Here is a 14,715-nt window from a genome sequence, read left to right as displayed (position 1 = left end):
CGAAGAATTATCCGGTTTTACGCTGACGCGTCTTTTTCACCGGTTTAATTGATTTCACTTCGCTTTCTACCCAGCCGTCCGACAGACGCGTCGTCAGCACATCACCGGTACTCACCTGTTTGGTTTGCTTCAGCACCTTGCCGTCCGTTGCCGTCGTCACGCTATAGCCGCGCGCCAGCGTGGAAAGAGGGCTGACCGCTTCAAGGTGGGTCACCGCATTGCCAAAGCGTTCCCGGGTGGCGCTCAGTCGCGCGCGGAGAGTTTCCGCCAGACGGTACTCAAGCTGCTGAATCCGCGTTTGCGCACGATAAATTTTCGGCTGCGGATTCTGCTGGTTCAGACGCTGCGTCACGCGCTGCTGGCGCGACACCGCGCGCTTGATCTGCGTGTCCACCGCCACGTTCATGCGCTGGCGCAGGCGCTCCAGCACGGTCTGCTGACGCGCCAGGCGCAGCTGCGGGTGCTGCTGCTGTAGACGGTGATGAAGCTGGGTAAAGCGCCGGGTCCGGTTGGCGAGGTAGTAGTCCATCGCCATCTCCAGACGCTGCTGGCCGCTCTGGATCTGACGCAGCAGCTCCAGCTGGTTGCGGCTGACCACTTCCGCCGCCGCGGACGGCGTCGGCGCGCGGAGATCCGCGACAAAATCGGCAATCGTCACGTCCGTTTCGTGGCCGACGGCGCTCACCACGGGGATAAGGCTGGCAAAGATTGCCCGCGCCACGCGCTCGTCGTTAAAGCTCCATAAGTCTTCCAGCGAGCCGCCGCCGCGTCCGACGATTAAGACGTCGCACTCCTGACGCGCGTTCGCCAGCGCTATGGCGCGCACAATCTGCCCCGGCGCATCGTCACCCTGCACGGCGGTCGGGTAGATAATGACGGGCAGAGAAGGGTCGCGACGCTTCAGGACGTGCAAAATATCGTGCAGTGCCGCACCGGTTTTCGAGGTGATGACCCCCACGCAGTGGGCAGGCGAGGGCAGCGGCTTTTTGAACTGCTGGTCGAAAAGTCCCTCTTCCGAGAGCTTAGTCTTTAACTGTTCATACTTCTGCTGCAGCAGACCTTCGCCAGCAGGCTGCATGCTCTCGACGATAATCTGATAATCACCGCGCGGCTCATACAGGGTGATATTGGCGCGCACCAGAACCTGCTGGCCGTGCTGTGGACGGAACGTCACGCGGCGGTTGCTGTTGCGGAACATCGCACAGCGCACCTGGGCGGTATCGTCTTTTAGCGTAAAGTACCAGTGGCCGGAGGAGGGCTGCGTGAAGTTAGAGATCTCACCGCTGATCCAGACCTGCCCCATTTCCTGCTCAAGCAGCAAACGCACCGTCTGATTAAGGCGGCTGACGGTATAAATTGAGGGAGATTGAGAGGATAACATGTGAGCGGGATCAAATTCTAAATCAGCAAGTTATTCAGTCGATAGTAACCTGCTGAGAGGCAATCGCAAGCTTTTTTATAAAAAAGTGTAGATGCAATCGGTTACGCTCTGTATAATGCCACGGCAATATTTAACCACCCAGGTCAGAGATATTGCCCATGCTACGTATCGCTAAAGAAGCACTGACGTTTGACGACGTCCTCCTCGTTCCCGCTCATTCCACCGTTCTGCCGAATACTGCCGATCTCAGCACGCAGTTGACGAAAACCATTCGCCTGAACATTCCTATGCTCTCTGCGGCAATGGACACCGTGACTGAAGCGCGCCTGGCAATTGCCCTGGCACAGGAAGGTGGCATTGGCTTTATTCACAAAAACATGTCTATCGAACGTCAGGCGGAAGAAGTTCGCCGCGTGAAGAAACATGAATCCGGCATCGTGTCCGATCCACAGACCGTTCTGCCAACCACCACCCTGCACGAAGTGAAAGCCCTGACCGAGCGTAACGGCTTCGCCGGTTACCCGGTGGTGACCGAAGAGAACGAGCTGGTGGGCATCATCACCGGTCGTGACGTGCGTTTCGTGACTGACCTGAACCAGCCTGTCAGCGTGTACATGACGCCAAAAGAGCGTCTGGTTACCGTTCGCGAAGGTGAAACCCGCGACGTGGTGCTGGCAAAAATGCACGAAAAACGCGTTGAAAAAGCGCTGGTTGTTGACAGCAACTTCCACCTGCGCGGCATGATCACCGTTAAAGATTTCCAGAAAGCAGAACGTAAGCCTAACGCCTGTAAAGACGAGCATGGCCGTCTGCGCGTAGGCGCTGCGGTTGGCGCAGGTGCCGGTAACGAAGAGCGCGTTGACGCGCTGGTTGCCGCGGGCGTTGACGTCCTGCTGATTGACTCCTCTCACGGCCACTCCGAAGGCGTTCTGCAGCGTATCCGTGATACCCGTGCCAAATACCCTGACCTGCAGATCATCGGCGGTAACGTAGCTACTGGCGCAGGCGCTCGTGCGCTGGCTGACGCTGGCTGCAGCGCGGTGAAAGTGGGTATCGGTCCTGGCTCTATCTGTACCACGCGTATCGTGACCGGCGTGGGCGTTCCGCAGATCACCGCGGTGTCTGACGCGGTTGAAGCGCTGGAAGGCACCGGTATTCCGGTTATTGCTGACGGCGGTATCCGCTTCTCTGGCGACATCGCGAAAGCGATCGCTGCGGGCGCAGCGGCGGTGATGGTGGGCTCTATGCTGGCCGGTACCGAAGAATCTCCGGGTGAAATCGAACTCTACCAGGGCCGTTCTTACAAATCTTACCGCGGTATGGGTTCCCTGGGCGCGATGTCCAAAGGTTCCTCTGACCGTTACTTCCAGACCGATAACGCCGCTGACAAACTGGTGCCGGAAGGTATCGAAGGTCGCGTTGCCTATAAAGGCCGTCTGAAAGAGATCATTCACCAGCAGATGGGCGGCCTGCGCTCCTGTATGGGTCTGACCGGCTGTGGTACCATTGACTTGCTGCGTACTAAAGCGGAATTCGTACGCATCAGCGGTGCGGGTATCCAGGAGAGCCACGTTCACGACGTGACGATCACCAAAGAGTCCCCGAACTATCGTCTGGGCTCCTGATTAATTTCCGCGCCCGGCTTCTGCCGGGCGCTCTGTTTTTGTTTCACTTGCCTCGGAATTAGCGTCAATGACGGAAAACATTCATAAACATCGCATTCTCATCCTGGACTTTGGTTCTCAGTACACTCAACTGGTGGCGCGTCGCGTGCGTGAACTGGGCGTTTACTGTGAACTGTGGGCGTGGGATGTCACGGAAGCACAGATTCGCGAATTCAATCCAAGCGGCATCATCCTGTCCGGCGGCCCGGAAAGCACGACCGAAGAGAACAGCCCGCGCGCGCCGCAGTACGTATTCGAAGCTGGCGTGCCGGTATTCGGCGTTTGCTACGGTATGCAGACCATGGCAATGCAGCTGGGCGGCCACGTAGAAGGCTCCAGCGAGCGCGAGTTCGGCTATGCTCAGGTTGAAGTGGTTAACGACAGCGCGCTGGTGCGCGGTATCGAAGACTCCCTGACCGCAGACGGCAAACCGCTGCTGGACGTGTGGATGAGCCACGGCGACAAAGTCACCGCTATCCCGTCTGACTTCGTGACCGTTGCCAGCACCGAGAGCTGCCCGTTTGCCATCATGGCGAACGAAGAAAAACGCTTCTACGGCGTGCAGTTCCACCCGGAAGTGACCCACACCCGTCAGGGTATGCGCATGCTGGAGCGCTTCGTGCGCGACATCTGCCAGTGTGAAGCCCTGTGGACCCCGGCAAAAATCATCGACGACGCCGTTGAGCGTATCCGCCAGCAGGTTGGCGATGACAAAGTGATCCTTGGCCTCTCTGGCGGCGTGGACTCCTCCGTGACCGCGATGCTGCTGCACCGCGCCATCGGCAAAAACCTGACCTGCGTCTTCGTGGACAACGGCCTGCTGCGCCTGAACGAAGCCCAGCAGGTTATGGACATGTTCGGCGACCACTTCGGTCTGAACATCGTTCACGTGGAAGGCGAGCAGCGCTTCCTGGACGCGCTGAAAGGCGAGAACGATCCGGAAGCGAAACGTAAGATCATCGGCCGCGTGTTCGTTGAAGTGTTCGACGAAGAAGCGCTGAAGCTGGACGACGTGAAGTGGCTGGCGCAGGGTACCATCTACCCGGACGTGATCGAGTCTGCGGCCTCCGCAACCGGTAAAGCACACGTCATCAAATCTCACCACAACGTGGGCGGCCTGCCGAAAGAGATGAAGATGGGCCTGGTTGAACCGCTGCGCGAGCTGTTCAAAGACGAAGTGCGCAAGATCGGTCTGGAACTGGGTCTGCCGTACGACATGCTCTACCGTCACCCGTTCCCGGGTCCGGGTCTGGGCGTGCGCGTGCTGGGCGAAGTGAAGAAAGAGTACTGCGACCTGCTGCGTCGCGCGGACGCGATCTTCATCGAAGAGCTGCACAAAGCTGACCTGTACAACAAAGTGAGCCAGGCGTTTACCGTGTTCCTGCCGGTTCGCTCCGTTGGCGTAATGGGCGATGGCCGTAAGTACGACTGGGTTGTTTCCCTGCGTGCGGTGGAAACCATCGACTTCATGACCGCGCACTGGGCGCACCTGCCGTATGACTTCCTGGGCCGCGTGTCTAACCGCATCATCAACGAAGTGAACGGCATTTCCCGCGTGGTGTATGACATCAGCGGTAAGCCACCGGCTACGATTGAGTGGGAATGATCGAGCTTCCGATCTAGTCAGAATATTTAAAAGTCCGCAAAAAGCGGGCTTTTTTTTACTTGTGCTTTATAGTTTTGGTACTTCTTTATAACCTTCTTATAATCCATTAAACTGATTGGTCTTTGCTTCTATAATTTATTTAAAAGGACAATTTCATGAGTGCCTCAGCAATTGAAAATATTAAAGAGTCTATTTTAAAAGACGAATTAGTTGTCGTTATAGGTACTGGTTGCAGTATCGCGTTGACCGACAACTCAAATAAAATTCTTTCGTGGAAAGGATTAATAGAAAGTGGTTTTGATTATGCAACGGTAAAGGGTAAAATATCAAATGAACAAAAAGGATTTTGGAGTAATCAATTAGCATCTAATGATATTGATGATCTGCTTAGTGCTGCTGAATTCGTTGGGAGAAAATTAGATTCTCCATCCGGTGATCTGTATTCTAGGTGGCTATCAGAGTCATTTGATAAAATAAAACCTACTAATAAAAATATGATGGAAGTAGTAAGGAATATTTCTAATTCTGGCGTATTAATTTGCACGTTGAATTATGATTCTCTTTTGGAAAAAACGACTGGATTATCGACAGTATTACTTTCAGAAACTCGTAAAGCTACCGCATGGCTCAGAGGTGAAGAAAAAGGTATTCTACATTTGCATGGCCATTGGGAGCAGCCAAATTCATGTGTTCTAGGTATAAGAGATTACGAGAAAACTATTGATAACGAGTTACGTGATTTGTTCCAGAGAACATTAGGTGCTTTCAAACGTTTGTTATTTATAGGTTGTGGGGATACATTTTCAGATCCTAATTTTTCAGCACTTAGTGATTGGTTGCGAACTCAGTTGAGTTCTAATTCTTTACAGCACTATGCATTGGTAGATGAAAAACAAATATTAATGCGTCACGCAGATCCAAAATGGCAAGGTTTTGTTGAGCCAGTAAGTTATGGTGCTATTCACACTGAGTTACCTGTTTTTTTAAATAGTTTATTTATACAAGAATCACGCAAAAGAAAAACAAAGAAACAACCGATAGAAAAAAATAATAGAAATCAAAAAAACATAAAACTTTTATCTGTATATAAAGAATTCTTGGTTAAAGACTGTGGCCAGATGACGATTGAAGGTGTTCGTGCTGATATGGATACAGCACAGAGAAGATTCGATTTAGAACGGTTATTTGTACCTTTAGAACTTTTACCCTGCCCACCTGATATTTCTCTTGATGACCCAGAAAGAGAAAAAAAATTAAACAACTGGCTAGAAAAAAATAAAGAAGTTAAACAATTTGGTGATGTTTTCTCAAAAACGAAAGGTATTGCTCTTTTAGCCTTACCTGGCGGAGGGAAAAGTCTATTACTAAAACGGTTAGCTGTCGCCTATGCAAGCCCTGATAGACGTTCAAGTAGCGACGATAATTTACCAGATATTGATTTAATGCCTGTGTTAATTAGATGCCGCGAGTGGAGGGATTATATCACACTTCCTATTGCAACAATGTTGAGAAAACTACCCGATATAAGTGGCCAGTCTGTACTTGAAGGGGTTGGTACTGCGTTAATTTCGCAATTTAGTAAAGGTAATGTACTTCTTTTAGTTGATGGTTTGGACGAAATTCATGATGATGGCGAACGTACCATTTTTGCTGAAAATCTAAGAAATTTTATAGATCAATACCCGAAAACTAAACTTGTAATAACCAGTCGCGAAGCTGGGTTTAGTTTGGTAGCTCCATTTTTAGCTTCTTACTGTGAACAATGGAGAGTGGCACCTCTTAATCCTCAGACAATAAAAATACTTTGTAATTACTGGCATCAATTGATGGTAGGGCAGTCTCCTGAAGCCATATCTGATGCAGAAAGGTTAGGAGAAGTGCTTGTTTCTAATCAATCATTGAAAAGATTAGCAGAAAATCCGCTTCTATTGACAATGTTATTAGTTGTTAAGCATGGTGCGGGCCGATTGCCACCTGATAGAGTGAGTTTATATAGTAGAGCTGTAGAGGTATTATTAGATACTTGGAATATTAAAGGTCATGAGGCACTTAATACAAAAGAGGCTATTCCTCAATTGTCTTATGTAGCCTTCGAATTAATGAAGGCTGGCAAACAAACAGCGACTGAAACAGAATTACTAAATTTATTAGAGCAAGCAAGAGAAAATGTTCCTCAAATTAAAAGGTATGCAAAGGATACTCCTTATGAGTTCTTAAAGCGAGTCGAGTTAAGGTCCAGTTTGCTTCTTGAAGCGGGGCATCAGGTTGAGAATGGAAGAGCGGTTCCTTTCTATCAGTTCCGTCATTTAACTTTTCAAGAATATTTAACAGCCCTTGCCATTGTTGACGGAAATTATAATGGTTATGATTCTAAATCCCCGATGAAACCATTAAATTCTTATCTTGACTCAGAAGAATGGAAGGAAATTGTTCCAATGAGTGCCGTCCTTGCAGGAAAGCAGGGTGATATTATTTTGAGAGTGCTTGTTCAGAAAGGAAAGGCGCTTAAAAGAAAAGTTGATTTAGGTCATAACTTCAAAGAGAAAGCAAAATGGATATCTTTTCCCCGAGTATTACCAAATGTAATTGGAAGGTTGGTTCAAAGCCTAATAGAAGAGGCACAAGCTGAACCAGAGACACTTACTGAGGCACTAAATCTTGTAGCCTATTTTTCAAGGGGATGCGAAGCTGCTTTAGATTGGCGAGCACTATGTAGTGGGCCATATTCTGATGAGTTAATAAAACAAGCATGGATTTTGTATGAACCAATGAATTTACCTTTTGAAACATGGATAAGAAACAGTTATGCCAGTTTTGCGGTTTATCGTAAACAATCTAGCTATTGGTTTAGTGATGATGGATATAACGAAATTTCTGAGTTACTTAGTAGTTCTTCAGATGAGAAAAAATGTTTGGGATTAATGATTTGCGCAGGTATTAATTGGGCAATGTCTTTGCCTTCCAATTTAGTTAATGAGATTATATCGAAAGTGTTTCCTAGAGTTGAACAATTAGTACTTGATAAAAACAAGGCAATCTCCAATGTTGCCTTATGGGTATGGGGATTGAGATGTAATTCTTCAGATTTCAATTACACTCCACCTCTTAATATCCTTGATGAGATTTTGAAAGGATTGTTATCTGCTTGTGGAAAAATTCCTTTTGATATTTATTCATTTAGCATGGGAGCCTGCTTCGGATTAAAACGGGATTACTGGAGCCCAGTTTTAAATCAAGAAGAAATAGACCTATTGCGAAGTTGTTATGATGGTTTAATAGAAAATTCATATGAAAAGCATAGAATGGGAGGTGCAATAGTTGTAGTTGCATTTCATTCAAAAAGTATTTTAACTGATGAGCAGATAGTGTCGTATATTACTGAAGTACGTAATGGGCCTAAAGGTATAAGTGAATATAATCTTGAAAAATTGAATAAAACGATTTCGCAAATTAACCCTCAAGCTTTGGGTTTTTTGATTTCACAGGAGGAGGGTAATGACATCACATCCTGACTATGGAGATGATTTAAATTAAAGAGATTTCCTTGCCTTAATTTTTTTGGTTTTTAGAATAAGTTCTAAAAATCATTTGAAATGCACTTTCAAATATGATGGTTTTCTTAACCGGAGACTGTCATATTTGTTGGTGGGTTTGATGTTCTATCATTAAAAGTTTTATGAATAATTTTTATTTAATAGTTTTTTTATTTATTATGATTATATCCATGATAGACTAATGCAAAATATGCAGCAAACAAAATTAGTATTAAATTTATAAGTGTGAGTACAAAAAGTGATGTGACATGAATGATTAAAGCACAATTTTAATAGATGCTGAACAAGTTTTAGCTAATGCTTTCATAAATTTTTGATTGTATTTATCTAATACTTTTTGCTCTCTTGGGATTACAGTTTTTATCCAATCGTTGTATTAAAAAAAGCAAAAATAAATACGATCCTTTCTTAGCTTATTGATATTTGAGAGGAACTAAATAGTAAGCTATAGACATCGCATGATTCATCATTCGGTTAAGGTTGACCTGTGGAAATGACGGACTGAAAGATAATTTTATTCTTCGGTTTGATCGTTCCTGTTTAGTATACCAATGACTATAGACATAATGATAATTAATACTTCACCATGACCGAAACTCCAAGTCATCATATATGGGTGAAATGATTACTTCCCCTCACCCAACCGATACGCCAGCGCCACCACCAGCGATTGCACCAGGCACAGCGTCGCCGACTGAGACCGAAACGCATCCACCTGCGCCTCTTTCACCACAAAGCAGAGGTCGCTGAACGTCGCCAGGGGGCTTATCTGGCTGTCCGTAATCACGATCTGCCGCGCGCCGACGCTGGCGGCGGTTTCGCTGACCATCACCGTCTCTTCCGCGTACGGTGAGAAGCTGATCGACACCACAATGTCCCGCGCCTTAATGCGGCTGATCTGCTCGCGCAGCATGCCGCCCATGCCGTCGAGCAGGATAGGGCGGCACTCGAGGTGGCTCAGGGCATAGGTGAGATAGGCAGCGACGCTAAAGGAGCGGCGCAGTCCGGCAATGTAGATGGTATCGGCGTCGGCCAGCAGCTGTACCGCGCGCTCCAGCATCTCCGGCTCGGCGCGGGCGGCCAGCTGCTGCAGCGCCTGCGCGTTCGAGCGGGCAAACTCCTGCAGGATATCGAGCGGCGTTTCCGGCACGGCCTCGCTCTCCATCTCGCGGAACAGCCGGGCGCGGTCGCTGTAGCTGGCGGTCTCCTCCACCAGGTTCATGCGAAACAGCTGTTTCATTTCGTTGAAGCCGGTGAAGTCAAAGGCGTTGGCAAAGCGGATCAGCGTCGAGGGCGGCACGTCGGCGCGCTCGGCAATAACGGCAACCGTATCAAACGCCACGCTGTTGGTATTGTCCAGCACGTAGCGGGAGACCTGCTGCAGCCTCTTGCTCAGGCTATCGTAGCGATCGCGGATTTGCTGCTGCAGTTCGTTCAGGCTGGTTGCTGTCGTCATGTTATCCCCCAAATACAGTCATATGATTCTAAACGCAAAACCGCGTCTTTTAAATGTCGGCCATCCATCTGGCAGCAAAAATGAAACAGAAGATTCAGTCATTTCCTCGCCCGAAATCCCTTAATAGCGCACGCGGCGTCAGTGGTGCTGGCTGTTAACATAAAAATCCATCCTTGATCACAATAATCATCATTTATTTTATTTCAACTTAAAATGGAATATTTGTTTCATATATAGTGTTCAGTACACAGTGTTCAGGTCACAGTCACGTATCAACAGCGAGAGGTTAAGGATGGAGACGGTAGCGAATTTTATTCACGGCGAATGTGTCACCGGTTCAGGCCAGCGCGTTCAGGCGATCTTCAACCCGGCCACCGGCGAGCAGATCCGCCAGGTGGTGATGAGTACGGCACAGGAAACGGAGCAGGCGATTGCCGCCGCGCAGCAGGCGTTTCCGGCGTGGGCGCGTCATGCTCCGCTTAAGCGCGCGCGCGTGATGTTCCGCTTCAAAGCGCTGCTGGAAGAGAACATGGATCGCCTGGCCCGCCTCATCAGCGAAGAGCACGGCAAGGTCTTCTCCGACGCGGTGGGCGAACTGACCCGCGGCCTGGAAGTGGTGGAGTTTGCCTGCGGTATTCCGCATCTGCAAAAGGGCGAACACTCGGCGAACGTCGGGACCGGCGTCGACAGCCACTCGCTGATGCAGCCGCTCGGCGTCTGCGCCGGGATCACGCCGTTTAACTTCCCGGCGATGGTGCCGATGTGGATGTTCCCGATTGCGCTGGCGACCGGGAATACCTTCGTGCTGAAACCGTCGGAAAAAGACCCTTCTCTGGCGCTCGCGCTGGCGCAGCTGCTGAAAGAAGCCGGCCTGCCGGACGGCGTCTTCAACGTGGTGCAGGGCGATAAAGAGTCCGTTGACGTGCTCCTGACCGACCCGCGCGTGCAGGCGGTGAGCTTTGTCGGCTCCACGCCGATTGCGGAATACATTTACCAGACCGCGTCCGCCCACGGTAAGCGCTGCCAGGCGCTGGGCGGTGCGAAAAACCACTGCATTTTAATGCCGGATGCCGACATGGAGATGGCGACCAACGCCATCATGGGCGCGGCCTACGGCGCGGCGGGCGAGCGCTGCATGGCGCTCTCGGTGGTGCTGGCGGTGGGCGATAACACCGCCGATGGCCTCTGTGCCCGGCTGGAAAAACAGATTGCCGCGCTGCGCGTCGGGCCGGGGCTGGACCAGACGCCGGAAAACGAAATGGGGCCGCTCATCTCCTCCGCGCACCGCAGCAAGGTGCTGGGCTACATCGACAGCGGGGAAGCACAGGGGGCGACGCTTCGCGTGGACGGTCGCGGCTTCAGCGTGAAGGGCCACGAGCAGGGCTACTTCGTCGGGCCGACGCTGTTCGATAACGTCACCCCGGAGATGACCATCTATAAAGAAGAGATTTTTGGTCCGGTGCTTTCTGTGGTGCGCGTAGCAGATTACGCCAGCGCGGTGGACCTGATTAACCGCCATGAATATGGTAATGGCTCGGCAATCTTCACCCGCGACGGCGGCTGCGCGCGCCGCTTCTGCGAAGAGGTGCAGGCGGGCATGGCGGGGGTCAACGTGCCGATCCCGGTGCCGATGGCATTCCACAGCTTCGGCGGCTGGAAGCGTTCCATCTTCGGCGCGCTCAACGTCCACGGCAACGACGGCGTGCGCTTCTACACCCGAATGAAAACCATCACCGCGCGCTGGCCGGAAATGCAGCAGGAGACAGGCGCTGCGTTCTCCATGCCGACGCTGGGCTGACAGGAGATTTTATGCAAACCGAACGTATGACCATGGCCCAGGCGCTGGTCCGGTTCCTGAATCAACAGTACGTCAGCGTGGATGGCGATGAAACGCCCTTCGTGGAGGGCGTCGCCACCATCTTTGGACACGGCAACGTGCTGGGTATCGGCCAGGCGCTGGAGCAGGATCCGGGCCATCTGCAGGTGATGCAGGGCTGCAACGAGCAGGGCATTGCCCATATGGCGACGGGATTTGCCAAACAGCACCGCCGTCAGCGCATCTTTGCCGTCACCTCCTCCGTCGGGCCGGGCGCCGCCAATATGGTCACGGCGGCGGCAACCGCCACGGCGAACCGCATCCCGCTGCTGCTGCTTCCGGGCGATATCTACGCCAGCCGCCAGCCGGACCCGGTGCTGCAGCAGATCGAGCAGTATCACGACCTCAGCATCAGCACCAACGACTGCTTCCGTCCGGTCTCCCGCTACTGGGACCGCATTAACCGCCCGGAGCAGCTGATGAGCGCGATGCTCAGCGCGATGCGAACGCTTACTGACCCGGCAGATACCGGTGCGGTGACGATTTGCCTGCCGCAGGACGTGCAGGGGGAAGCGTGGGATTATCCGCTGAGCTTCTTCGCGCGTCGCGTGCACCACATCGAGCGTCGTCCGCCCGATCCGCAGCGTCTGGCGCAGGCGCGGGCGCTGATCGCCCGCAAGCGTCGCCCGCTGGTGGTGTGCGGCGGCGGCGTGCGCTATTCCGGCGCGCATGAGGCGTTTCGCGACTTTGTCGAGACGCTGCAGCTGCCGTTTGCCGAAACCCAGGCCGGAAAGGGGGCGCTGGTAAGTGACCACCCACTTAACCTCGGTGGCGTAGGGGTGACGGGCGGGATGGCGGCCAACCAGCTCGCCCCGCAGGCCGACCTGGTGATCGGCATCGGCACGCGCCTGACCGACTTTACCACCGGCTCCAAGGCGCTCTTTTCCCATCCGGACGTGGAATTCCTGCTGCTGAACGTGGCCGAGTTTGACGCCCTGAAGCTGGACGCCACGGCGCTGATTGCCGACGCTCAAACCGGGCTCGAGGCATTGACCCACGCGCTTGGTGATTACCGCAGCGGCTGGGGAGAGGCGATCGCTGAGGCGAAATCCGCCTGGCGCGACGAGTGCCGTCGCCTGTGGGATCGCCAGTGGCGTCCTGACGACGCGCCCGAAGTGGCGGGGCACCTGGACGCGCAGCTGGCGGAATACGGCGAGGCGCTCAATACCCGCCTGACCCAGACGCGGGTGCTGGGGCTCATCAACCAGCATGTGGAAGATAACGCCATCGTGGTGGGCGCGGCCGGTTCGCTGCCGGGCGATTTACAGCGCCTCTGGCAGGTCAAAACGCCGGACAGCTATCACCTGGAGTACGGCTACTCCTGCATGGGCTACGAGATTGCGGCAGCCATCGGCGCGAAGCTTGCCCGACCCGAGCAGCCGGTGTACGCCATGGTGGGGGATGGCTCCTACATGATGCTGCACTCCGAGCTGCAAACCGCCGTTCAGGAGGGCATTAAGGTCACCGTTCTGCTGTTTGATAACGCCAGCTTTGGCTGCATCAACAACCTGCAGATGGGGCACGGCATGGGCAGCTTTGGCACGGAAAACCGCCATCGCAACCCGGAAAGCGGGCGGCTTGACGGGCCGCTGGTGAAGGTCGATTTTGCGCAAAATGCGCAGAGCTACGGCTGCCGCGCGTGGCGGGTAAACGATGAGCAAAGCCTGCTGGCGGCGCTGGAGGCGTCCCGCGCGCATCCTGGCCCGACGCTGCTGGACATCAAGGTGCTGCCGAAGACCATGACCCACGACTACGCCTCCTGGTGGCGAACCGGCGATGCGCAGGTGGCGGAATCGTCTGCCGTGCGTGAGGCCGCGGAGCAAACGCAGTCGCAGGTGAAAAAAGCCCGTCAGTATTGAGTTTTCCCGAAGTAACGAAATTTTCATTTCATTTTTGTTTTCCCCTCATCCTAACCCTCTCCCTCAGGGAGAGGGGACGGCTCGGTGTGGTTTTTTACTCCCTCTCCCTGAGGGAGAGGGCCGGGGTGAGGGGAGTTGCCGCACGTTCACCTGTGTTGTGAGATTGATAACAAAATTTATCTCATTCATCTCAAAAGTGTTAACCCGCACTCAAAAACATAATTTTCACTATTTATAAAAATGAAATAAATGTTTTATTTATAGGGTCGTTAGTTCACAGCATTCACCAACACCGGGAGCCGTTATGTTTAACATTGCTTTACTGGGCGCTGGCCGAATTGGCCAGGTACATGCAGCTAACATCGCCAGCCACGCCGCGACCACGCTCTGGTCCGTGGTTGACCCGAATCAGGAATTTGCCACCCGCCTCGCCACGCAGTATCAGGCCCGCCAGCAGAGCCTGGATGAAGCGATGACCGACCCTAACGTTCACGCCGTGCTGATCGCCTCCGCCACCGATACCCACGCGGACCTGATTGAAATGGCCGCCCGCCACGGCAAGGCCATCTTCTGCGAAAAGCCGGTACACCTCGACCTCGCCCGCGTGCGCGACTGCCTGAAGGTGGTCAAAGAGTACGACGTGCCGCTGTTTATCGGCTTTAACCGCCGCTTTGACCCGCAGTTCCGCCGCGTGAAAACCGACGCGCAGGCCGGGCGAATCGGCAAGCCGGAATCGCTGCTCATCATCTCCCGCGATCCGTCTCCGCCGCCCGCGGAGTACGTGCGCGTCTCCGGCGGCATGTTCCGCGATATGACCATTCACGATTTTGACATGGCGCGCTTCATCATGGGCGAAGAGCCGGTGTCGGTGTATGCCCAGGGCAGCAACCTGGTCGATCCGGCGATTGGCGAGGCGGGGGACATCGATACCGCGTTTATCGTTCTGAAATATGCCTCCGGCGCGATGGCGACCATCGTTAACAGCCGCCGTTCATCTTACGGCTACGACCAGCGCCTGGAACTGCACGGCTCCGAAGGGCTGCTTTGCGCGGGCAACATTCTGGAAAACCAGGTGCAGCACTACGGCAAACAGGGCTGCACCAGCGCGCTGCCGGAACACTTCTTCCTGCAGCGCTACAAATCCGCTTACGCCGCGGAATGGGAACACTTTGTTGCGGTCCTGCGCGGCGAAGCGGTGCCTGACTGCAGCGGCGATGATGGTGAACGTGCGCTGTACCTCGCGGATAAAGCGCTGGAGTCGCTGCGCAGCCAGCGCGAGATCGTCCTCTAAACACAACAACCCTACACAGAGAGACATA

General features: G+C 52.9%; 8 protein-coding genes. 6 read left to right on the top strand and 2 right to left on the bottom strand.

Annotated features, from left to right (window positions below; translation table 11 throughout):
- Window positions 1–7: 7 nt before the first annotated feature.
- The gene (xseA, locus tag PI91_RS19365) at window positions 8–1,381 is read right to left on the bottom strand and encodes an exodeoxyribonuclease VII large subunit (RefSeq protein ID WP_039266844.1); all 1,374 of its coding nucleotides are present in this window, start codon (window positions 1,379–1,381) and stop codon (window positions 8–10) included.
- A 158-nt stretch (window positions 1,382–1,539) separates the two neighbouring features.
- On the opposite strand from xseA, the gene guaB reads away from it, so the two are divergent.
- From guaB to PI91_RS24940, 3 genes are all read left to right on the top strand, one after another.
- Entirely contained in the window at window positions 1,540–3,006 is a 1,467-nt protein-coding gene (gene guaB, locus PI91_RS19360) for an IMP dehydrogenase (RefSeq protein ID WP_008502128.1), read from the top strand.
- Between the two features lie 67 nt (window positions 3,007–3,073).
- Window positions 3,074–4,651, top strand: a complete 1,578-nt coding sequence (gene guaA, locus PI91_RS19355) for a glutamine-hydrolyzing GMP synthase (protein WP_008502126.1) — start codon at window positions 3,074–3,076, stop codon at window positions 4,649–4,651.
- A 155-nt stretch (window positions 4,652–4,806) separates the two neighbouring features.
- Window positions 4,807–8,163: an SIR2 family protein gene (locus PI91_RS24940; RefSeq protein ID WP_071580372.1), complete on the top strand. Its 3,357-nt coding sequence runs from the start codon at window positions 4,807–4,809 to the stop codon at window positions 8,161–8,163.
- 667 nt (window positions 8,164–8,830) lie between these two features.
- On the opposite strand, the gene PI91_RS19350 is transcribed toward PI91_RS24940, so the two are convergent.
- Window positions 8,831–9,661, bottom strand: coding sequence for a MurR/RpiR family transcriptional regulator (locus tag PI91_RS19350; protein ID WP_008502123.1), 831 nt, complete (start codon window positions 9,659–9,661; stop codon window positions 8,831–8,833).
- A gap of 292 nt (window positions 9,662–9,953) precedes the next feature.
- On the opposite strand from PI91_RS19350, the gene PI91_RS19345 reads away from it, so the two are divergent.
- The 3 genes from PI91_RS19345 to iolG all read left to right on the top strand — a co-directional run bounded on the left by PI91_RS19345 (window position 9,954) and on the right by iolG (window position 14,687).
- A complete protein-coding gene (locus PI91_RS19345; protein ID WP_039266843.1) occupies window positions 9,954–11,459 on the top strand; it encodes a CoA-acylating methylmalonate-semialdehyde dehydrogenase in 1,506 nt (501 codons plus the stop codon).
- 11 nt (window positions 11,460–11,470) lie between these two features.
- Window positions 11,471–13,396 (top strand): 3D-(3,5/4)-trihydroxycyclohexane-1,2-dione acylhydrolase (decyclizing), encoded by a 1,926-nt coding sequence (gene iolD, locus PI91_RS19340; protein ID WP_039266842.1) that lies wholly within the window; start codon window positions 11,471–11,473, stop codon window positions 13,394–13,396.
- Between the two features lie 304 nt (window positions 13,397–13,700).
- Window positions 13,701–14,687 carry an inositol 2-dehydrogenase gene (gene iolG / locus PI91_RS19335; protein WP_021241825.1) on the top strand — a complete coding sequence of 329 codons (987 nt, stop codon included), beginning with the start codon at window positions 13,701–13,703 and terminating at the stop codon, window positions 14,685–14,687.
- Window positions 14,688–14,715: the final 28 nt, after the last annotated feature.

Origin of the sequence: Enterobacter sp. FB (genome assembly GCF_000805795.1) — a bacterium.
GTDB classification, from domain to species: Bacteria; Pseudomonadota; Gammaproteobacteria; order Enterobacterales; family Enterobacteriaceae; genus Enterobacter; species Enterobacter roggenkampii.
The sequence above is the reverse complement of the archived record's forward strand: the minus strand, read 5'-3'. Positions and strand labels throughout refer to the sequence as shown.